Genomic DNA, 19,508 nt, shown 5'->3' with positions numbered 1-19,508 from the left:
TATCGCTGCTTTATTTTCTATAGTAATTCCTCTTTTCAAAAGAAAAAATCTTTATCTGAATCGATTCTTTCCCTTCTATGAACAATCCGGATTTATAGTAATTTATCTTCCGGTCACTTTATGGTATTACAACAAAGAATTATATTAGCATATAATATTTTACATTTCAATGGTTTTCACCATTCTTTCACAATTTTTGTTCATTTTTCATTAACAATTTATTCATATATTAATAAAATTAGAACAAATATCTATATCTGGCGAATTATAGTATTCAGCTTATTTTGATAGGATTTCCGGAATTATTTTATATTTTCTTAATTGTTTGTTTTATTTCGTATTTCTATTTTCCATTTTCTATTTTCTATTTTCATTTTCTATTTTCCATTTTCTATTTTATTTTCTATTTTCATTTTCTATTTTATTTTCTATTTCCATTTTCTTTTTTCATTTTCTATTTTAACTTTCTATTTTATTTTCTATTTCATTTTCTATTTTCTCAGATATTATTTTTCATTTATAGTTTCGTTATCATGTCAAGCTAGTTATAATTATTTACTTATTTTAGTATGAGTTACTTACGATTTGCATTTCATAAAGATTATGAATTCATTAAGTTTTCGCCTGTAAAGTTATAAAATCTTTATATTTGGTGTTTATTGACAGATTGCTACGACATCGACTTTCGTTTTGACCTTTCCGATTACTAATGCTTACAAATATCATGGTATTAATTACAATTACTATTTAGGTTAAGCAGTATAAATCACATAAATCACTTACATTTTCGTCTTACTTAACAATGCAGAAACATTTTCGTCTTACTTAATAATGGATGTTGACAAATAAACATCTTTTCCATATAATAAACCTATGACCCGTTTATTATTTTCGGTCATAGATTATTATAAGGAGGAAATTAAAATGGCAAGGAGTTTTTCAGAAGCCGAAAAAGACAATATCCGTGATAAGTTAATAAAGGAATGCGAGAAAAGCTGGATAACTATTGGCTACAAAAACACAAAGATTGATGAACTCTGCTCAAAAGCTGGAATATCAAAAGGAGCTTTCTATGCCTTCTTTGATTCGAAAGAGCATTTGTTTTGCAGGGTATTTGATGTTTTTCAAGAAAGGCACAAGGCACTTGAAGAAACACTTCCCGCATTTCCAGTCAAAGAAGATATCTGCCGTATGCTGAAACAATTATATCTTGAATACGACAAAACAAAGATACTCACACAGCGTAATAGCCCGGATTTTATCAGTTTTCTAAACAGGGCACCCAAAGAATGGTTAGAAAAAACTCAAAAAATCAGCGAAAGTTTTATTGCGGATAATATTTTCAATTCCAATCTTAAATTGAAAATGAGCAAAGAAAAAGCAATCGGGATATTTAATGCATTGCTTGCTATTGTAACGAACAAAGATATCCTTTACTACGACCATTATGAAGTGTTCTGTACGTTACTCGACAACATTATCGACGAAATATATGAATAGAAATTTATATATAAATTGGAGGTCCGATGAAACGTGAACCAATTATTGTAATCAAAAACCTTGCCAAAAAGTTTGATAATACTTTTGTTGTCAAGGACAGCAATATGACCGTTCCTAAAGGTAGCATTTACGGCTTCTTAGGCGCAAATGGCGCTGGAAAAACAACAATATTTAAGATCCTTACTGGCTTACTATCCCCGACAAGCGGAACTGTTGAAGTCTTGGGGTTTAATGTGACAAAAGACAGGGAAAACGTCTTGCAACGTATCGGAAGTCTGATTGAAGCTCCGGTGTTCTATGAGCATTTGTCAGCCGCCGAAAACTTGGCACTTCACCTTGACTATATGGGGGTAACAGGCTTTGGAGCGGAAACCGCACTTGATATGGTGGGGCTAAAAGTCACAGGTACTAAGCCTGTCAGCAAATTTTCGCTTGGTATGCGGCAAAGATTAGGTATTGCCCGGGCTTTCATCCACAAGCCGAAAATCTTGATTTTAGATGAACCCATAAACGGACTCGACCCTGTGGGAATACGGGATATGCGGACTTTGTTTCTTACTCTTACACAAGAGCACGGCATGACAATCCTTTTGTCAAGTCACCTTCTAAGTGAAATCGAGCATATCGCCGATATGGTGGGCGTGATTGTAAACGGTACTATCCTACAGGAGATTTCTCTTGAACAAATCAAAGGGAAAAGTGACATACGGCTAGAGGAATACTTTTTTAATATTATGAGCGGAGGAAATATATCATGAAGAAGTTAATTAAACTGGAACTTAGACGAAATAACCTTCGTACTTATTTGGTGTCAAGTGCTGTTTCCTGCTTAGTCCTGCTTGTGCTAATTTATTTTATAGCCTATGCGGCACAACTTGAAGATAGCAGTGCCCGTGAGATTGTATTTAGAAGCTATACCAACATTTTTCGTCTGACCGGGATAATCAGTCTGGTCGTTTTTGCCACCATGTCAGCAATAATGTATTCGCGGCTGATTATAGGCGAATATACGGGTAAGCGGGCGGCATTGTTATTTTCCTATCCTGTTAGCAGAAGCAAGATCCTTTTTGCTAAATTACTTTTGGTTTTTGTATTTACGTCGGTTTCCATGCTGATTTGTACGGCGATACCTTATCTTGTTTTTAGCATAACAGAATCGGTTTCGCCAATCGTCGTACAAGATGTTATGACAGTACGCTTGGTGGCAGATGCATTGAAAACATCAAGTGTTGCTGTTATTGCACTTGGCGGAATTGGGATTGTGTCCCTTAGAATCGGTTTTATCCAAAAATCCGTTCCTGCAACGCTGATTAGTGCCATTTTACTGAGTACCATCTACGGTAATGCCGCAATTAATGCAAGCAGCATTCTATCTAGTATGTTGATTAGTGGTATCGGTCTTGTTGTCGCTGTTGCAGTAATGATCGAGCTATCGAACAAAGTAAATAAAATGGAGGTCGCGTAATGCATATTGGATATATTGTTGGTGCAATTGTTGCAGTTTCGCTTATTATCTGCGGTGTAGCCGCAATGGTTTTTGCTAAAAAGAAACAAAAAAAGAATAAATGGGCTATATGGGCAATCGTTTTTGGTATTGTCGCCCTGATAAGTGCGGGTATCAATTATAACCTGTTCCGTAATTAGATAAGGTGGGTATTATGCGAAGAACAGTTAATTCATACTCGAAAAATTTTAAGTTACTAATATTTGGGCAAGTCATTTCCATATTTGGTGGGGTACTCTTGCGATTTGCTCTATCCCTTTACATCTTGGATATTACGAAACGGGCTGATCTGTTTGCCACAATGTACGCAATATCAAATATTCCGATTTTGTTTTCGCCTGTGGGCGGCGCAATCGCAGATCGATTTAACCGGCGTAATCTAATGGTAATTCTTGATTTTGCAAGCAGCTCGGTTGCTATGTGCCTGTTCTTGCTTATTTCTGCTAGATTGGCTACGGTTATACCGATTGGTGTAATTATGGTGTTGCTGTCCATTATCAGTGCAATGGAAACTCCCACTGTCACAGCCAGTATTCCTCTGTTGGTGGAGACTGAAAAATTAGAGGGTGCAAATGGTATTGCACAGGCTGTACAGGCTTTATCGGGTGTTGCCGCACCAATTCTTGGCGGTGTGCTATACAGTGCATTTGGGATTCGTTTTCTCGTTCTCACAACCTGTATTGCGTTTTTTCTATCAGCTGTAATGGAACTGTTCATTAAGATACCGTTTGTCAGACGTGAATGGGATGGGCATATTATTGCAACTATTGGTAAGGACATGAAAGTGGGTTTTGTCTTTGTTGTAAAACAATCCTTTATTCTAAAATCAATGATTGTAGCCGCTGGAATCAATTTTGTTTTATCACCACTTTTAATAGTAGGTAGTCCAATTATTTTACGCGTCACTATGCAAAGCAGCGGTACCATGCAGGGTATCGGCGTCGGACTTATCAGCTTTGCAAGCATTTTAGGCACATTGAGTATTGGAGTTTTTGCCAAAAGAATTAAAATGAATACGCTGTACCGATTGATTGCTGCTACTGCCTTATTCGTTATGCCAATAGCCGTATCCGTGTTGCCATTTACCTTGGACTTGGCTATTATCCGGCCTTCGCCCTGTTTATGCTCGGTGCGATTCCCATCGCTATGTTTGCAGCTATAATTTCAATCATTGTTATTGCGAGAGTACAGCGGGTGACTTCAAATGAGAATCTGGGCAAGGTTATGGCAATCATCATGGCTATTGCAGGGTGTGCCACACCGATCGGTCAGGTTATATATGGTGTTATATTCGAATCGTTTAGCGACGTGCTATATGTGCCAATTTCAGCTGTTAGTTTACTGATGTTTGTTATCGCCCTCATTGCGCGGAGAATGTTTGCGGCTGAACCCATTAAATAAAAAAAGGTAGGTGATATTATGGATAAATATGACTGGTTATTGTGTCCAGTTTGTAAAAACAAAACTCGGATAAAACTACGACCAGACACAATACTAACGAATTTCCCATTGTTCTGTCCGAAGTGTAAACAAGAAACATTACTACATGTTCAAGAAATGCATATGTCCGTTATCAATGAGCCAGACGCAAAGACGCAGAGCCGATAACCCGTTACACAAACACGGTTATCGGCTCGTTTTTTATATAATCAACAAAATGGTAAAAAAAAGTTGTGATGGATGTATCTCGTTACAACTTCCCGCAGCTTCTTATATATCCGCGCAGAATTCGGGCACCATAGATTATTACTATTTTTATACTATCCCTTAAATTGATGCCGGTTCGTTTCACCATCTGACATTATTGCAGATATAATAGTATAGATCACAAAACAGGAACCTATTATTATGTATACGGATTCATTACAATCTATTTACACAGAAGAACCCTTTAGCATACTTCAATATGACAAAAACGATACGGCTTATTCCATATTAATTGATACGGCGAATCATACCCTAACCTTATATCAGGGAGCAAAGGTTGTTAAGGTTTATCCTGTGGCAGTTGGAAAGGCTGCCACTCCGACTCCCAAAGGCTCTTTTAAAATTATGAACAAGGCAATTAATTCCGGAGGCCCTTTTGGAGTAAGGTGGCTTGGTCTTAATGCGCCAAATGGCGATTACGGGATACATGGCACCAATAATCCTTCTTCAATCGGTAAAAATATCTCTAATGGCTGCATCCGGATGTATAATGATGATGTATTAGAACTCAGTAAACAGGTATCCGTTGGGACACCCGTTAAAATTATTTGATTATCTATTTACCTTAGGGCTTATCTATGCTTTTACTGCTTTTCTGTTTTACTTTTTATTATTTTTTATGCTTTTATGCTTTTCATGCTTTTAAAGCTTTTACTTTTATTGTTTTCTGTTTTTCTATATTCTTACAGTTACAAATTTTACCTGAATCAATTAATTCAACAGCACAACCATAATTATCGCTATATTTTTGGATCATTTACTTTGCGTGTTTTACTATATAATCTCAAGTTTATTATTTAAATAAAATAAAGCTGATATCCGTTCTCTAAAACAGATTATCAGCTTTATTTTGCAAACTTAATTATGAGCTTATCTATTCAATCAAAATAATTTCACGAATTTCACATACCGAATAAACTTGATAAATTATCAAATCCGTCAGCGGTAATCGCCCACTCCCTAACAAATACGGGGCAGTCCTTCACCATATAAAATATCAATAATGCGGCTGCCTTCCAGTGCAGTTGTCATGGTGACTCCGCTGCCTTCTTTTATTTTACCGATGATTGCGGCATTTTCCCCATATTTGCTCTTTTTTATAAGAGCCAGGGCTTTCTCTGCCTGAGCTTTGGGAACTACTGCAATCAGCTTGCCCTCATTGGCCATATAAAGAGGGTCAAGTCCCAGGATATCACAAAAACCGCGGACTTCGCTGCTGATTGGCAGTGAGGTCTCATTAATTTCTACTCCGCAGGAGGAACTAGACGCCACTTCGTTTAATACGGTAGCCAGACCTCCTCTTGTTACATCCCGCATACAGTGGACCTTAATATCATGCTCCAGAAGATTTTTAACCATAGCACGAAGTGGTGCGCAGTCACTTTGTATGGTATTTTCAATGCCCATTCTGTGGGACATAATAGCGGCATGATGTTCCCCCAGATTGCCGGAAAGGATTATGACATCATTGTTTTTACACTTTGAGATGCTTATTCCACTTCTTTGTATCTCTCCGATACCGGAGGTGTTAATGTAGATGCCTCCCTTTCCTTCTATGACTTTTGTATCTCCGGCAACAATTTTCACCTTCGCCTCTGCGGCTGCCAAAGCCATGGATTTTGCTATCTGGTCCAGGGCATCCACATCTGCGCCTTCTTCTATTATAAAGCCGGCAGTCAGGTATTTGGGCATGGCTCCCATCATTAAAAGGTCATTCACCGTTCCGCAGACGGCTACCTTGCCGATATCCCCTCCGCGGAAAAACAGTGGCGTAACTACAAAGGAATCCGTGGTGTAGGCAATTTTTCCGCTTACGTTTAAAACGGCGGAATCCTCCATTTTTGCAAGTATTTTATTATCGAAATTTCTTAAGAATATGTCGTTGATTAAGCTGCTGGTCTGTTTCCCACCGCTGCCGTAGGCCATATCTATCTTCATACAGTAACCCTCCTGTTCTTATACCAGATTCCACAGGCGCCTTCCGTTGATACCATACAAGGACCAACGGCATTAAGAGGCGAGCAGACGGTTTGAAAAAGCGGACAGTCCACCGGTTGAATCCGCCCCAATATAACATCCTGGCATCTACAGCCCTTTGGAACCTGTTCCGTATAATCGGTTATTCTGCTGCCTGCATCGTATTGCTGGTACTCCCATCGAAGCTTAAGACCGGAACTTTTTATGATCCCGATTCCTCTCCAGTAATCATCTGCGGTTTCAAAATATTGATCTGTAATTGCCGCAGCCTTTTGATTCCCTAATTCGGTAACGGAACTGGTGTACATATTTTTCATGGAATACTGTTTCTTTTTCAGCTGGTGAAGAATTTCATCCACAGCAGCTACTATATGCTCTCCTTCAAAGCCCGCAACGACAAAGGGTTTCTGATATTTCTGGGCCAGTTCTTCGTAAATGGAACAGCCGGTAATTACGCTTACATGCCCAGGGCAAAGAAAGGCATCAATTTCCTTTTCATTTTCACAGACAAAGGAAAGTGCAGGAAGTATGGTTTTTAAGGAAGTAAGGAATTTAAGATTCGTTATATGATTCGTTATGATTTCCTCTAGCATTAAGGCGTAAATCGGTGTGGTTGTTTCAAAACCTACTGCTGCAAATATATATTCCGTATGGGTGTCCTCTTTGGCCAGTTTCATGGCAGACAGGGGCGAATACAAGATTTTAACGTTACCGCCCAGAGCCTTTGCTTCTGTTAAGGAGTATTGATTTCCCTTTACCTTCATCATATCCCCAAAGGTTAGCACACAGGTGTTTTCCTTTAAGGCATATTCCACTAATTTATCAATATAAGCAGAGGCAGTAACACATACCGGGCAGCCGGGACCGGATATTAATTGGATATCAGGGGATAACAGACTCCGGATTCCATTTTTAAAGATACTGGAAGTGTGGGTTCCGCAGACTTCCATAATTTTAATCTTTTTTCCGGTATAATTTTTAAGTTCAGTCTTTACCTGTTCGAGGGTCTTCATTCCCATCCTCCTCAAGTTCCCCAAATATACTGATTAGTTCTTCCGCCATATCCTGTTTCATGACTTCCAGGGCAAAACCGGCATGAATCAGGATATAATCACCGATTTTAGCGTCTACCAGTTTTACATTGGCTTCACAAATATTATTTAATACATCTACTTTGGCGATGTCACCGCTTATTTCAATGATTTTACCAGGTACTGCAACACACATAAGTTATCCTCCTTAATCCCAATTCAGGTTAAACTCATTAACCCGATATAAGTCTGCCCCAGACTGATGGAGCCGTCATTTGGCGGGACAGCCATATTGACATATACTGAAAAATCCGCTTCCCTTAACAGTTTTAAAACCCGTTCTGTCAGGATTGTATTCTGAAATACTCCGCCGCTTAGGGCTACTGTATTCATATTCTGTTCTTCTCTTATTATTTCACATACCCGTAACACGGCATTTGCCACGCTATAATGAAAGCCCAGGGCCAGAGAGGCCTTTGACCTTGTCCCTCTTAAGGTACTGATGGCTTTTATGACCGGCTTTGGATCAATTTCTATTATGCCACTTTTTTTACAAATTGCAAAGGTAAGGTTTTCCGGTTCCAGGTGGTTTCTTACGGCTAATACTGCCTCTTTTTCAAGAAGGGTCGCACCTTCGCCTTCGTAACGGTTCTCCTGGCAAATGTCAAGTAGGGAAGCCGCTGCATCAAATAACCGTCCCATACTGGAGGTCAGTACCGTATTGATTTTATTGTCAAGGGCTGCTTTGATGAGATCTACCCGTTCATCTTTCACTTCCTCTTTCAGACCCGCTTGTAATAAAAAGCAGGTGGCGGTCTTTTTCCCGTCCTTCATGGAACTGTCTCCCCCAAGGATTGGTGTGTAACTTAACTGGGCCGCCCGGGTAAATCCTGCACCTTTACAGATTAAAAATTCCCCGCCCCAGATGTTACCGTCCGTACCATATCCGGTTCCGTCAAAGGCAACGCCGATAACCGGTCCTTTTAAATCGTGTTCTGCCATAACCGAGGCAATATGGGCGTGATGATGCTGGACTGCAAGGACAGGAAGGTTTAATGTCCTTGCATAGAGGCCAGAGTGGTAATTCGGGTGTAAATCACATACTGCCAGACCAGGTGTAATGTTTAACAGACCTGACAAATCCTCATAAGACTTTTTATATTCCTCCAGTACGGTCTGTTCTTCCAAATCACCGAAGTACTGGGAGACTACTGCACTGCCTTTTTTATACAGGCAAAAAGCCGCTTTTAAATCACCGCCTGCGGCAAAAATCGCCGTGTCACAGCGCTCTCTCTTAGTATTCTCCATAGCCTCCTTATCTGGGTTTATAAATACCGGGTAAGGAACATATCCCCTGCTTCGTCTGATTAACTGAGGTTTTCCATCTATTACTTTTGCTACAGAATCGTCTACAGAACGGACAATCCGCCGCTTGTGATATAAGATACCTTTAAGATAAGGTGATTTTACTTCCAGCATTCTGATATCGTCTTTTATTATTGGCGCACCGGATCGATTCGCACTGGTCATTATAAGAGGTCCGCAGTGTCTGGTTAATAGAATCTGCAGGGGAGTGTAAGGCAAAAAGGCACCGCAGTAGATACCTCCCTTATTAGTGGCTTCTGCCATGGAATCATTTCTGGTATAAAGCAGTACAATCGGTCTTGCTTTTGATAACAGGAGCTCCCGTTCTTCCTCTGATACCATACAGTATTCCTCAATGGCTTCCAGATCCGGGAACATAACTGCAAATGGTTTTTCCTCCCTGCCTTTTAACCTCCGCAGGTTAAGTACGGTTTCTTCTGACATTGGGGAACAGACATAATGATAACCGCCGATTCCTTTTACTGCCAGGATTCCTCCTGATTTAAGGATGGAAACGGCTTTTGTTATTGCTTCTTCATTTAGGAATGATTTATTAGTGGCTATTTCAGTTATTGCTTTACCTGTTATTGTTTTATCTGTTACTGCTTTATTTCTTACTAATTTACCAGCTATCACTTTATCAGTTATTACTGCATTAGCTATTTTTTTATCAGGTATTACTTTATTATTTTCATCTTTTTCTTTTACCGTATCATCCTCTAAATCCTGAAATATTACATAAGGTCCGCAGTCATTACAAGAGATTGTCTGAGCATGGAATCGCCTGCTTTCGGGGTCTGTATATTCTTTGTTACATGCCTCACACATCGGAAATTCTTTCATTGTGGTAGTATGTCTGTCGTAAGGCAGATGTTCCATAATCGTATATCTGGGACCGCAGGAGGTACAGCTGATAAAAGGGTTCTTATATCTCCGGTTGCCGCTTTCATACAGCTCTTTTTTACATTTGTTACAAACCGGAAGATCTGGCGGAAGGATGGATATCTCAGACTCCGCCGCACTATTTAAGATTCTAAAATCCTTATAACGAATCTTATCTCCCTGCATAATCTTTTCTCGGATGTTCTCAGCGTCATATTTAATATCTTTCCTACTGGAACCCTTGGCAGTATTTTCTCCGTCATTCCCGCTGACATCCTCGACAATATTCTCTCTGTCATTCCCGCTAACATCCTCGGTAATCTTCTCTCTGTCATTTCCACTAACATCCTTGGCAGTATTCTCTCCGCCATTCCCGCTGACATCCTCGGCAGTATTCTCTCTGTCATTCCCACTAACATCCGCGGCAGTATTCTCTCCGCCATTCCCGCTGACATCCTCTCCATCGTTCTCCCAGACATCCTCACTGAACTCCTCACTTATATCCTCGACCTGAATATGAACGATTTCATAATCTTCTTCCCTGTTCTCCTGCAATTCCTTTAGAAAGTCTGCTACTTTTTGTTCTGGAGCATTGGCTATAATTTCAACAATTCCGCCGATATTTCTGACAGTTCCTTTTATTCCGTATTTCCCTGCATGGCGAAATACAAGGGGTCTAAAGCCAACCCCTTGTACCATGCCAAATATCTTTATTTTCTTTGTGACTACTTTAATTTGTTCTTGATCCATTCTACTGCTTCCTCAAAACCTTCTTCCGTTTTGCAGGATACTTTAACCACCGGAGCTGTTTTATTTAACGCTCTGACACCCTTCATGAAGAACTCTTCATCAAAATCCAGATATGGTATCAGATCACATTTATTTAAGATAATAATATCTGCTTTTTCAAAGGCTAACGGATATTTGTAGGGCTTGTCACTGCCTTCTGTTACGGTTGATATTAACATCTTAACATGTTCGCCAATCTGGAATTCTGCGGGGCATACTAAATTGCCTATATTTTCTATGAATAATACACCATTTTTTAAAGCTAGTTCTTTTGCAGCTTTTCCGATTAAAGGAGAATCCAGGTGGCAGGCTCCACCGGTATTAATCTGGATTGCCTGTACTCCCAGGGATTGGAGGTGTTTTGTATCAAAATCTGCCTCTATATCACCTTCAATTACATAAGAAGTGATACCTTCCAGTCTTTTAATTATTTGAATCAACGTAGAGGTCTTACCGGCTCCCGGGGCACCCATAACATTAATTGCGAAGATTCCGTTTTCATTAAAGGAGGCATTAATCTGTGTGGCAACCTCATCGTTTTTATCGTAAACCGACTGCATAATTTCTATTTCTTTCTTTTCTGACATAATTACCTCCATCCGACGCTTAGCAGCAATAATTATTTAGCAGCAATTCCTCACTGTATTTTAACTAGAAGCAATACAATATAAAAAAGCTTCCTTAAGTAAATTCTATACTGTTTGACAAAAGGTTAAATATAAACCCTTCAAATAAAAAGCTTACATTTAACCTGTCCTTACCTTACACTTCAATCGACTTAATATAAAATTCCTGACCGATTTCTGTAGGCCTTCCCTCCCCTTTGCAGACAGGACATTCAAAGGAATAAGGTTTCCTGACAAAAAGTTCGCCGCAGGTTTGGCACTTTAACTTCGGTATCACACGCTCAATATTCAACTTCGCATGTTCACATAAGCTTCCTTGTGCAATAATTTCAAAATATAATTCAATAGAACTTGCCACATAACCGGAGTAGTCACCTACTACCAGATTAATCTGCTTTACCTCAGCAGCTTCATTCTTCGCAGCAAATTCATCTGCTATCTCAATTATTCTCTGTGTGATCGGATACTCGTGCATTGGTATAATCATCCCTTACGCTTCCAAAGGAAGGTGTGGTATATCCATTGTCCATTCTCAGACATTTCTTTGGACAAACCTCATTGCAGTAATTGCATTGAATGCATTTTAGTCTTTCAATACTCCAGGAGGCACTGGCTTTATCTACCTGTATTGCCCCGGTAGGACAGCGTCTCTGGCATAAGCCGCAGTAGATACATTCGGATATATTAATACCTACACTGCCTCTGGTACGTTCATAATTATCTTTCTTTTTAACGGGATATAATACGGTATAGGGTCCGTGGATCAGACTTTTAAAGAGTGTCTTACTCATACTTAAAATTGACATAATTCTCCGTCCTATCTATAAACAATCATCGTTCCGTGCAGCTGATGCATGGGTCAATGGTAAGAATTAATATAGGTACATCCGCCAGTGCACAACCCTTTAAGGTCTCGAGTAATGCCGGTACATTAGCAAAGGTTGGTGTTCTTACTCTGACTCTGTCAAGAAATTTTGTTCCATTTGCTTTTGCATAGTACACTACCTCTCCTCTTGGCTGCTCTATTCTAGTAAAATATTCACCCTTTGGATTACCGGTTACTTTCACCTTAATATCTCCATCGGGTATTATTGCAATTGCCTGCTTAATTAAATCGATCGCCTGAAAGACTTCTTTGATACGGACAGAAGTTCTGGCATAGGAATCACCGGCAGTATCAATTATTGGCTCAAACATTAATTTAGAGTAGGCGGCATATCCCTGGGTTCTTAAATCGATGCTGACACCACTGGCTTTCGCCATAGGACCAACTGCTCCAAGGTCATAGGCTAATTCTTTTGATAATACACCTACTCCTTTGGTACGGTATTTTACAGAAGAATCATTTAAAAATACCTGGGTAAGCTCCTCTAATTCTTTTGCCATATTGGTAAGAATGTCAGAGATTTTATATAAAGTCTCATTACTAACATCTTTTCTTACTCCGCCGATATCGCATACAGAAAAAATAACACGACCTCCGGTGGTTTCCTCAAATATATCAAGAACCTGTTCTCTCAGCCTCCAGGAATGCATAAATAAACTTTCAAAGCCAAAGGCGTCTGCTAACAGTCCTAACCATAATAAATGGCTGTGAATACGGGATAACTCTGCCCAGATGGTTCTTAAAAATTCTGCTCTCTCTGGAATCTTGACATCCATAATACTTTCGATTGACATACAGTATCCCATGCCGTGCATAAAGGAACAGATACCACAGATTCTCTCTGCAACGAAGGTATATTGCTGAAAGTCCTTCTTCTCTACCAGTTTTTCAAGTCCTCGGTGAATATATCCAATACGCGGTATTGCTTCTATTACTCTTTCGTCCTCAAGCACTAAATCCAAATGGATTGGCTCCGGCAGTACGGGATGTTGAGGACCAAAGGGAATTACCGTTCTATTTCCCATTATTTCTCCTCCTTAACAATCTTATATGGAGTTTTTACCGGAATTTTATATAAGTTGTTATTAAAATCAATGGAAATATTCTTAATATCTGCCCCAAACAATTCCTTAATTTCATTCTCATATAAGAAGGCATAGGAATACAGGCTGCTGATACTGCTGATCTCCGTTTCCGTATCTGTATTAATTCTTAAATTAATAAAGTCATATTCTTTGTCAAAGGAGTAACTAAGTTCCAAATCCTCCTTGCTTGAACAGGAAATAGCCACAAGACGATAACCGTCAGTTTTTAATTGCAGAGTTTCTGCTATCAATTCATTTGGCTGAATACTTTTAATTTGTTGTTCCATACTAAACCACTTTCTTTCTATAAGGTATCTCCCAGAAACGTCTGTGTTCTTATACCACGTTTTTCTGAGAAAATGTATATCCCCTTAATTCCGGTAATCTAATTGCTCACTTTTTTGCTTACTTTTTGCTTCCTTTACGTGCATATTTTTGTTTTTCTTCCAATATAGCCAGGCCTTTCACAACGCCGTCTATAATCGCTTCCGGACGAGCGGCACAGCCTGGCACATATACATCTACCGGCAATACTTTGTCTACTCCTCCGACCACATTATAGCACTCTGCAAAAATACCACCGGAAGTAGCACAGATCCCAACCGCTACCACCACTTTAGGCTCTGCCATCTGCTCATACAACTGTTTCACTACGGGTATATTCTGCTCATTTACGCTGCCGGTTATTAATAAAATATCCGCATGCTTTGGATTACCGGTATTAATAATACCAAACCGCTCCACATCATACAAAGGTGTCAGACAGGCAAGTACTTCAATATCACAGCCATTACAGCTTGAACCATCATAATGTAAAATCCATGGGGATTTTTTAATATAATTCATATTAGACTCCCGTCCGCGTGCTTTAGCACGCTTTTAAATCAGGAAGAGTTAAAAAATACGCCTTTATTTTTTAACTTTACTCCCGTCTGCGTGCTTTAGCACGCTTTTAAATCAGGATGAGTTAAAAAATACGCCTTCATTTTTTAACTTTACTCCCGTCCGCGTGCTTTAGCACGCTTTTAAATCAAGACAAGTTAAAAAATACGCCTTTCATTTTTTAACTTTACTCCAAACTGCGTGCTTTAGCACGCAGTTCCATTCACTTCTTTTATTTGAAGAAAGATAACACAAGTAAATTTACTGTTCCTAACACAGCCGTTATAATCCAGCTGGAATTGAGTGCAAGCTGCCATTTTGTTCTAGCAAAGCCATTATCAATTACTATCTCCAAAAAATACGCCAGGATACAGGCTAGTGTAGCAAAAACATAACTGATTGGCGCTTTTGTTGCAAAGAACACGAATACAAAGGTCAAGGCAATCACGGTCTCATACCAATGTGTGATCTCTATGACTGCAAGATCCCTGCCGGAATATTCAGTCGTAATACCCTGTACGATTTCCTGATGTCCATGGTGACCCATGCTAAAATCGAAGGGAGACTTTCTTAATTTAAAAGTCAATATAAATAAAAGTCCTAAAAACAAACCTGGCAACTGAAGAACTGCTGGTGCCGAAGCTGTAATAATATCCTTAATGTAAAAGCTCTTGTCCGCATAATACAAGCCGATACCAGTAAGTAATACCATCGGCTCATAAGCCATCATCTGTAACAGTTCTCTTTCTGAACCAATCAGACTGTAGGGGGAATTTGAGGCATATCCGCCCAGTACAAAGAAGATGGAGCCTAATGTCAGAGCAAAGATTGCTAATAAGATATCTCCGCCGGTCAGCATAATAACTGCTGTAAACACAATAAAGATTAACGAAATATATACGTAAAAACGATGCATTAAATTAACTTCTATAGACTCTTTTTGTATCAGCTTTAATACATCATAAAAAGGCTGTAACACTGGAGGACCTTGCCTGCCCTGCATTCGCGCCGTAATAACACGGTCTATTCCGGTAAGTAACCCGCCGACGAAAGGGGTTAAAATAACAGCTCCTATAATACTTAAGATAAACATAATCATTATTTTGCTAAGCCTCCAATCAGAAGTATTACCCCGGCAGATAACATACAGATCGCTAACAGATCGCTCCAAAAGGCTAATCTTTTCGGTCCGAAATAGCTCTCTAAATACCAGTTGCTTAATTCCACTTTTTGTTTTTCACCGGCAAAGCCGTAAAATGTCTCATTATCGCCGGTATTCTCACCAGCCATATAAATAGGTACAATTCTTCGTTTATCCTGTTTATAAAACGGAATAAAACTGATTGGTATCACTAAGAGCATAATTAACATAGTAATCATAATCTTAACATCGCTGGTTCCAATCGGTATGATTGCTTTCGTTCCATACAAATCCGTCAAATATGGTATCAGCGCATATTTTGATATGAGAGGAAAACTTAGACAGGAGACTACTACAAGGGTCGCCTGAATAAAAATTGGAATTTCTTCTTCTGCATAAAATACATGTTTCTTAGGGTTTTTTACATTGGCATTGGACACCAGCTTACCCATCCACTTTGTCCAGTAGAGAAGCGTTGCTGCACTGCCAAAGGCTATTGTTACCACTGTTACTATATGATTCGAATCGATAAAAGCTTTCATGGCAACCCATTTTGAGATAAGCATGCCAAAAGGTGCTAAGAACATACCTGCTATACCGATTATCATGTATAAAGACAATCTTCTGGATACATGAAGCAGGATATCCATATCCTCAACATTCCTGCTGCCAATCTGGTGTTCAATAGAACCTACAGATAAGAATAACAAAGATTTTGATATTGCATGGAAGATTACCAGTAAAATTGCAGCCCAGATGGATTCCTGTGTCCCTACACTTGCACAGATAACGATCAAGCCTAAGTTAGCCAGAGTAGAATATGCTAAAATCTTCTTTGCATCACTTTGGGTTATTGCAATCAGGGAACAGGCAAGGAAGGTGATACAGCCAATGCCAGTTACGATTAATCCAACCGCACTAAGACCTAAAAGCGGCGCCAGCCTGATAATAAGGTAAACACCTGCTTTAACCATGGTTGCTGAGTGCAGCAACGCAGAAGAAGGTGTAGGGGCCACCATTGCGCCAAGGAGCCAGGAAGAGAACGGCAGCTGTGCTGATTTTGTAAGTGCGGCAAAAGAAAGCAGGAATACAGGTATTAATACCATTGTTTCTGGTTCCATTTTAGTTAAAACTGATAATTCCAACGTGCCAAACTTCATTCCAATAAATACTATTGCAGCTGCAAATGCAACTCCTCCAGCTAAATTAATCGTAAGGGCCCGAAAGGAATTGTTTTTTGCTTCCTCGGTTTTTGTATAGCCGATAAGCAGATAAGAACAAAGGGTTGTTAACTCCCAGCAGAAATATAGCCAGGTCAGATTATTACTTAATACTAAACCAAACATGGCGGAAAGGAATAAGAATAATACAGCCAGGAAGAAGTTTCTTCTATCCTTAAACTCCTTATGGTGTTTATGGTACGTCCTCATATAACCTACGGCGTACAAACATATTAAACTTCCGATCACACCTATTATTAAAACCATAATTGCTGTAAGCTTATCAAATACAATACTGTTTTCTACTTCGATGCTTCTCTCCCTGGTGAATTCAAACCACAGTATTAGGGGGGTCTGTATAACAGCGAAAACTGATACCAAGTACTTCTTGTTTTTTAAGCCTGTAATTATGATGTAGGCAGCAACCACAACCTCAACGGCCATGATAATCACATTTATTACTTCTTCGAAAGCGGGGGTAAATGAAATTCCATTCTGAAAGAACTGTGCAAATACACAGATTGTCAGTACTGCTACTATAAATGCGCTGACCTTTACTATGACATTCCTTACTTCATCGTTTCTGACAAGAAAGATAATAATGGAGGCTACCAATGGGAATAAAATTAATGCATAAATTACATTCATAATCGTCACCTTATCTAAATAATATACAAATTTCACAACGAGTTATTATAGCATATCAAAAATTCTTTTACAATGATTAACATTGTTATAGTTTAAACAATCAATTAGGTGTAGTTTAGAATTATTTTAGACATTTTATAAACAATTCATTTTGTAAAGCCATAAATCTGCTGTAATTATTTGATTGATTTGTTTAATTTTTATTACAAAAAACAGGTTCTAGAGCATGTGACTCTGATAATTATTTCACTAATCAATAATATTTATTTCATTATCAGCAATATAACTAAAATCTGGACAGATTTTCGCTATAAAAACATAAAAAACTACAAATGTTACTATTTCTTCTGAATTACCTTTCCAAACAAGAAGTCTTGCTTTGCTTTTTCTGCTTTTAGTCACAAAAAGAAACCCGCACAGAGGTTAGTTTCTGTACGGGTTTCTTAATAGGGGCTGAAATAAATTCAATGACTATATTACTTGGGAGAAATAAGGTTTATTTATATAAATCTTGAGGAAACTATGCAGTTCCTTCAATCTTATACAATCTGCCTGAGATAATCAAAATCGTTCTTAATACCATCCCAGACCGGTTTATCATATTCTTCATGTTCTACTACAAAATAGTTTGCATATACCGAAGCATCTTTGATCTTTTTCATATCAAGGATACCGTCTGCCATATCTACATTGGCTTTATCACCATCCATTTGTTTCAAATGAATCAGCTCTACCTTCTTACCCCACTTCTTAATATATTCTACGGGGTCGACACCGGCATAAGCTACCCAGAATACGTCCAGTTCCAGTATTACATTGTCGTCGGTATTCTCAGCTATAATATCAAGTGGAAATCTGCCGTCAATTTCAGTAAATTCATGGGCATGATTATGATAGCCCACTTTTATCCCTTCCCCAGCAGCTTTTTTTGCAGCACTGTTAAGAAGATTAACCAATTTGTCAATCTTTTCTATGGTATCCACTTCTGCATAAGGACAGATAATGTACTTAGAACCAATGGCTTTACTAAGCTTTAGTTCTTCGTCAAAGGAATTCTCAAAAACCTGGAGACCAGTATGGGTGCCAACAGAATACAGGTTATTCTCTTTTAGCAGGGACTTTAATTCTTCTGCGGATAATCCGCCGTAGCCGGCAAATTCCACACCGCTGTAGCCGAGCTTTGCAACCTGCTCTACCGATGCCCTAAAATCTTTCTTCGTTTCCTCATGAATTGAGTATAACTGTAAAGATACTTCCATTTCTTGTATACCTCGTTCTTTTATTGGCAGCTTAAATGGTTTCTTTTTTACCGTTTTCGCTGGATTTATATGCCGCTTCCATCATTCTGGTCAAGACAATGGCATCCTCTATTCCAAAGGCTGCGCCTTCTTTATTAAATTCTCCGGTTGCCCACTGAACTACAGGGGAGGGCAGTGATTCCGGCAGCTGCTTTGGAGCTACCCATTTGCCTTCTGTTTCTTCTGTCGCATACCATACACCGTCGCGGATGAATAGCGCACCCTTGGTTCCGCTGATTTCAAGGCTGGCAGGATTATATACGGATACAAAACCGGTTTCAGATACTCCGATGGCACCATTCTCAAATTCAATAACCGAAACACTGTTGTCATCCACTCCGCGGTTCGTAACCTCTGTAAATACGGACTGAACTGTCTTAGGTTCGCCTAACAGCCAGTTTAATAAGTACATAGGATGAGCACCCAGATCCATCATAGCTCCCCCGCCGCACTGTTCTTTGTTATAAAAATGGGCAGGCAGCCAGTCTCCGATACTTCCGTTATGCACGTTGCGCATTCTTGCATAAGTAATCCGTCCCAAAACTCCGCTGTCTACCAGCTGCTTTGCGAACAGGAATTCTTTATCACATTTCTTAACCAGGGATAAAGTAATATCTGCATTATGCTTTACCAGGGCTTCTTTTATCTCTAAGCAGTCTGCTGTGGTCAGTGCCAGTACTTTTTCGCTGAATACTTTTTTACCGGCATTGACTGCCTTTAGAATCAGCTCTTTATGCATAGAGGTAGGAGAAGTTATAATGACACCGTCAATGGACTGATCCGCAATCAATTCATCATAATCTTTATAAAACTTTGCATCAAACTGAGCGGCGTACTTTTCTCCGCGAGCTGCTTCTTCATCCCAGACAGCGGTGATTTTACTGTCTGTCTTTTCTATGATTTCTTTCGTATATCCTTCGGCATGTACATGCCAATAACTGATTACAGCTATGTTCATAGTAAATTC

21 protein-coding genes are annotated in these 19,508 nt (G+C 39.2%); 7 read left to right on the top strand and 14 right to left on the bottom strand.

From position 1 onward, the window contains the following. Window positions 1–924 precede the first annotated feature (924 nt). The 7 genes from QA584_RS03360 (at window position 925) to QA584_RS03330 (ending at window position 5,263) form a co-directional block, all read left to right on the top strand. Window positions 925–1,500: a TetR/AcrR family transcriptional regulator gene (locus QA584_RS03360; RefSeq protein WP_278273091.1), complete on the top strand. Its 576-nt coding sequence runs from the start codon at window positions 925–927 to the stop codon at window positions 1,498–1,500. Between the two features lie 26 nt (window positions 1,501–1,526). Further along, entirely contained in the window at window positions 1,527–2,258 is a 732-nt protein-coding gene (locus tag QA584_RS03355; RefSeq protein ID WP_278273090.1) for an ABC transporter ATP-binding protein, read from the top strand. Further along, window positions 2,255–2,965, top strand: coding sequence for an ABC transporter permease (locus QA584_RS03350; RefSeq protein ID WP_278273089.1), 711 nt, complete (start codon window positions 2,255–2,257; stop codon window positions 2,963–2,965). Before QA584_RS03355 ends, QA584_RS03350 begins: the two co-directional genes overlap by 4 nt. Then, window positions 2,965–3,144: a hypothetical protein gene (locus QA584_RS03345; protein WP_278273088.1), complete on the top strand. Its 180-nt coding sequence runs from the start codon at window positions 2,965–2,967 to the stop codon at window positions 3,142–3,144. Before QA584_RS03350 ends, QA584_RS03345 begins: the two co-directional genes overlap by 1 nt. 14 nt (window positions 3,145–3,158) lie before the next feature. Then, window positions 3,159–4,166, top strand: a complete 1,008-nt coding sequence (locus tag QA584_RS03340) for an MFS transporter (RefSeq protein WP_278273087.1) — start codon at window positions 3,159–3,161, stop codon at window positions 4,164–4,166. Between the two features lie 257 nt (window positions 4,167–4,423). Then, a complete protein-coding gene (locus QA584_RS03335) occupies window positions 4,424–4,612 on the top strand; it encodes a cysteine-rich KTR domain-containing protein (RefSeq protein ID WP_278273086.1) in 189 nt (62 codons plus the stop codon). Between the two features lie 240 nt (window positions 4,613–4,852). Next, entirely contained in the window at window positions 4,853–5,263 is a 411-nt protein-coding gene (locus QA584_RS03330) for a L,D-transpeptidase (RefSeq protein ID WP_278273085.1), read from the top strand. 408 nt (window positions 5,264–5,671) lie between these two features. Here the strand turns inward: QA584_RS03330 and hypE are convergent, their stop codons facing one another. The 14 genes from hypE to QA584_RS03260 form a co-directional block, all read right to left on the bottom strand. After that, complete coding sequence (hypE, locus tag QA584_RS03325) at window positions 5,672–6,649, bottom strand: hydrogenase expression/formation protein HypE (protein ID WP_278273084.1); 978 nt, start codon at window positions 6,647–6,649, stop codon at window positions 5,672–5,674. Next, a complete protein-coding gene (hypD, locus tag QA584_RS03320; RefSeq protein WP_278273083.1) occupies window positions 6,646–7,701 on the bottom strand; it encodes a hydrogenase formation protein HypD in 1,056 nt (351 codons plus the stop codon). The genes hypE and hypD overlap by 4 nt, the downstream gene beginning before the upstream one ends. Continuing rightward, complete coding sequence (locus QA584_RS03315) at window positions 7,673–7,915, bottom strand: HypC/HybG/HupF family hydrogenase formation chaperone (RefSeq protein WP_278273082.1); 243 nt, start codon at window positions 7,913–7,915, stop codon at window positions 7,673–7,675. The genes hypD and QA584_RS03315 overlap by 29 nt, the downstream gene beginning before the upstream one ends. Window positions 7,916–7,938: 23 nt before the next feature. Beyond that, window positions 7,939–10,716, bottom strand: coding sequence for a carbamoyltransferase HypF (gene hypF / locus QA584_RS03310; RefSeq protein ID WP_331487826.1), 2,778 nt, complete (start codon window positions 10,714–10,716; stop codon window positions 7,939–7,941). Then, window positions 10,692–11,342, bottom strand: coding sequence for a hydrogenase nickel incorporation protein HypB (gene hypB / locus QA584_RS03305; RefSeq protein ID WP_278273081.1), 651 nt, complete (start codon window positions 11,340–11,342; stop codon window positions 10,692–10,694). Before hypB ends, hypF begins: the two co-directional genes overlap by 25 nt. Window positions 11,343–11,517: 175 nt before the next feature. Further along, on the bottom strand, window positions 11,518–11,868 hold the full coding sequence (gene hypA, locus QA584_RS03300) for a hydrogenase maturation nickel metallochaperone HypA (protein WP_278273080.1): 351 nt from the start codon (window positions 11,866–11,868) through the stop codon (window positions 11,518–11,520). Next, complete coding sequence (locus QA584_RS03295; RefSeq protein WP_278273079.1) at window positions 11,822–12,187, bottom strand: 4Fe-4S dicluster domain-containing protein; 366 nt, start codon at window positions 12,185–12,187, stop codon at window positions 11,822–11,824. The genes hypA and QA584_RS03295 overlap by 47 nt, the downstream gene beginning before the upstream one ends. Before the next feature lie 25 nt (window positions 12,188–12,212). Further along, the gene (locus QA584_RS03290) at window positions 12,213–13,292 is read right to left on the bottom strand and encodes a hydrogenase large subunit (protein ID WP_278273078.1); all 1,080 of its coding nucleotides are present in this window, start codon (window positions 13,290–13,292) and stop codon (window positions 12,213–12,215) included. After that, window positions 13,292–13,639 (bottom strand): NADH-quinone oxidoreductase subunit C, encoded by a 348-nt coding sequence (locus QA584_RS03285; RefSeq protein WP_278273077.1) that lies wholly within the window; start codon window positions 13,637–13,639, stop codon window positions 13,292–13,294. The genes QA584_RS03290 and QA584_RS03285 overlap by 1 nt, the downstream gene beginning before the upstream one ends. A gap of 118 nt (window positions 13,640–13,757) precedes the next feature. Then, on the bottom strand, window positions 13,758–14,198 hold the full coding sequence (locus tag QA584_RS03280; protein ID WP_278273076.1) for an NADH-quinone oxidoreductase subunit B family protein: 441 nt from the start codon (window positions 14,196–14,198) through the stop codon (window positions 13,758–13,760). Window positions 14,199–14,466: 268 nt separating this feature from the next. Continuing rightward, window positions 14,467–15,333 carry a respiratory chain complex I subunit 1 family protein gene (locus QA584_RS03275; protein ID WP_278273075.1) on the bottom strand — a complete coding sequence of 289 codons (867 nt, stop codon included), beginning with the start codon at window positions 15,331–15,333 and terminating at the stop codon, window positions 14,467–14,469. Then, the gene (locus QA584_RS03270) at window positions 15,333–17,243 is read right to left on the bottom strand and encodes an NADH-quinone oxidoreductase subunit 5 family protein (protein ID WP_278273074.1); all 1,911 of its coding nucleotides are present in this window, start codon (window positions 17,241–17,243) and stop codon (window positions 15,333–15,335) included. Before QA584_RS03270 ends, QA584_RS03275 begins: the two co-directional genes overlap by 1 nt. Before the next feature lie 539 nt (window positions 17,244–17,782). Continuing rightward, window positions 17,783–18,502: a sugar phosphate isomerase/epimerase family protein gene (locus QA584_RS03265; RefSeq protein WP_278273073.1), complete on the bottom strand. Its 720-nt coding sequence runs from the start codon at window positions 18,500–18,502 to the stop codon at window positions 17,783–17,785. A 31-nt stretch (window positions 18,503–18,533) separates the two neighbouring features. Then, on the bottom strand, window positions 18,534–19,499 hold the full coding sequence (locus QA584_RS03260) for a Gfo/Idh/MocA family protein (RefSeq protein ID WP_278273072.1): 966 nt from the start codon (window positions 19,497–19,499) through the stop codon (window positions 18,534–18,536). Window positions 19,500–19,508: the final 9 nt, after the last annotated feature.

Origin of the sequence: Anaerocolumna sp. AGMB13025, from assembly GCF_029689925.1 — a bacterium.
GTDB lineage: Bacteria > Bacillota > Clostridia > Lachnospirales > Lachnospiraceae > Anaerocolumna.
Note: the sequence above shows the minus strand (reverse complement) of the source record. Positions and strands in the feature narration are given on the sequence as shown.

Bases quoted from the DNA above. Each gene is read 5' to 3' on its own strand.
- QA584_RS03360 (WP_278273091.1), top strand. From the start codon at position 925: ATGGCAAGGAGTTTTTCAGAAGCCGAAAAAGACAATATCCGTGATAAG.
- QA584_RS03355 (WP_278273090.1), top strand. From the start codon at position 1,527: ATGAAACGTGAACCAATTATTGTAATCAAAAACCTTGCCAAAAAGTTT.
- QA584_RS03350 (WP_278273089.1), top strand. From the start codon at position 2,255: ATGAAGAAGTTAATTAAACTGGAACTTAGACGAAATAACCTTCGTACT.
- QA584_RS03345 (WP_278273088.1), top strand. From the start codon at position 2,965: ATGCATATTGGATATATTGTTGGTGCAATTGTTGCAGTTTCGCTTATT.
- QA584_RS03340 (WP_278273087.1), top strand. From the start codon at position 3,159: ATGCGAAGAACAGTTAATTCATACTCGAAAAATTTTAAGTTACTAATA.
- QA584_RS03335 (WP_278273086.1), top strand. From the start codon at position 4,424: ATGGATAAATATGACTGGTTATTGTGTCCAGTTTGTAAAAACAAAACT.
- QA584_RS03330 (WP_278273085.1), top strand. From the start codon at position 4,853: ATGTATACGGATTCATTACAATCTATTTACACAGAAGAACCCTTTAGC.
- hypE (WP_278273084.1), bottom strand. From the start codon at position 6,649: ATGAAGATAGATATGGCCTACGGCAGCGGTGGGAAACAGACCAGCAGC.
- hypD (WP_278273083.1), bottom strand. From the start codon at position 7,701: ATGAAGACCCTCGAACAGGTAAAGACTGAACTTAAAAATTATACCGGA.
- QA584_RS03315 (WP_278273082.1), bottom strand. From the start codon at position 7,915: ATGTGTGTTGCAGTACCTGGTAAAATCATTGAAATAAGCGGTGACATC.
- hypF (WP_331487826.1), bottom strand. From the start codon at position 10,716: ATGGATCAAGAACAAATTAAAGTAGTCACAAAGAAAATAAAGATATTT.
- hypB (WP_278273081.1), bottom strand. From the start codon at position 11,342: ATGTCAGAAAAGAAAGAAATAGAAATTATGCAGTCGGTTTACGATAAA.
- hypA (WP_278273080.1), bottom strand. From the start codon at position 11,868: ATGATTATACCAATGCACGAGTATCCGATCACACAGAGAATAATTGAG.
- QA584_RS03295 (WP_278273079.1), bottom strand. From the start codon at position 12,187: ATGTCAATTTTAAGTATGAGTAAGACACTCTTTAAAAGTCTGATCCAC.
- QA584_RS03290 (WP_278273078.1), bottom strand. From the start codon at position 13,292: ATGGGAAATAGAACGGTAATTCCCTTTGGTCCTCAACATCCCGTACTG.
- QA584_RS03285 (WP_278273077.1), bottom strand. From the start codon at position 13,639: ATGGAACAACAAATTAAAAGTATTCAGCCAAATGAATTGATAGCAGAA.
- QA584_RS03280 (WP_278273076.1), bottom strand. From the start codon at position 14,198: ATGAATTATATTAAAAAATCCCCATGGATTTTACATTATGATGGTTCA.
- QA584_RS03275 (WP_278273075.1), bottom strand. From the start codon at position 15,333: ATGATTATGTTTATCTTAAGTATTATAGGAGCTGTTATTTTAACCCCT.
- QA584_RS03270 (WP_278273074.1), bottom strand. From the start codon at position 17,243: ATGAATGTAATTTATGCATTAATTTTATTCCCATTGGTAGCCTCCATT.
- QA584_RS03265 (WP_278273073.1), bottom strand. From the start codon at position 18,502: ATGGAAGTATCTTTACAGTTATACTCAATTCATGAGGAAACGAAGAAA.
- QA584_RS03260 (WP_278273072.1), bottom strand. From the start codon at position 19,499: ATGAACATAGCTGTAATCAGTTATTGGCATGTACATGCCGAAGGATAT.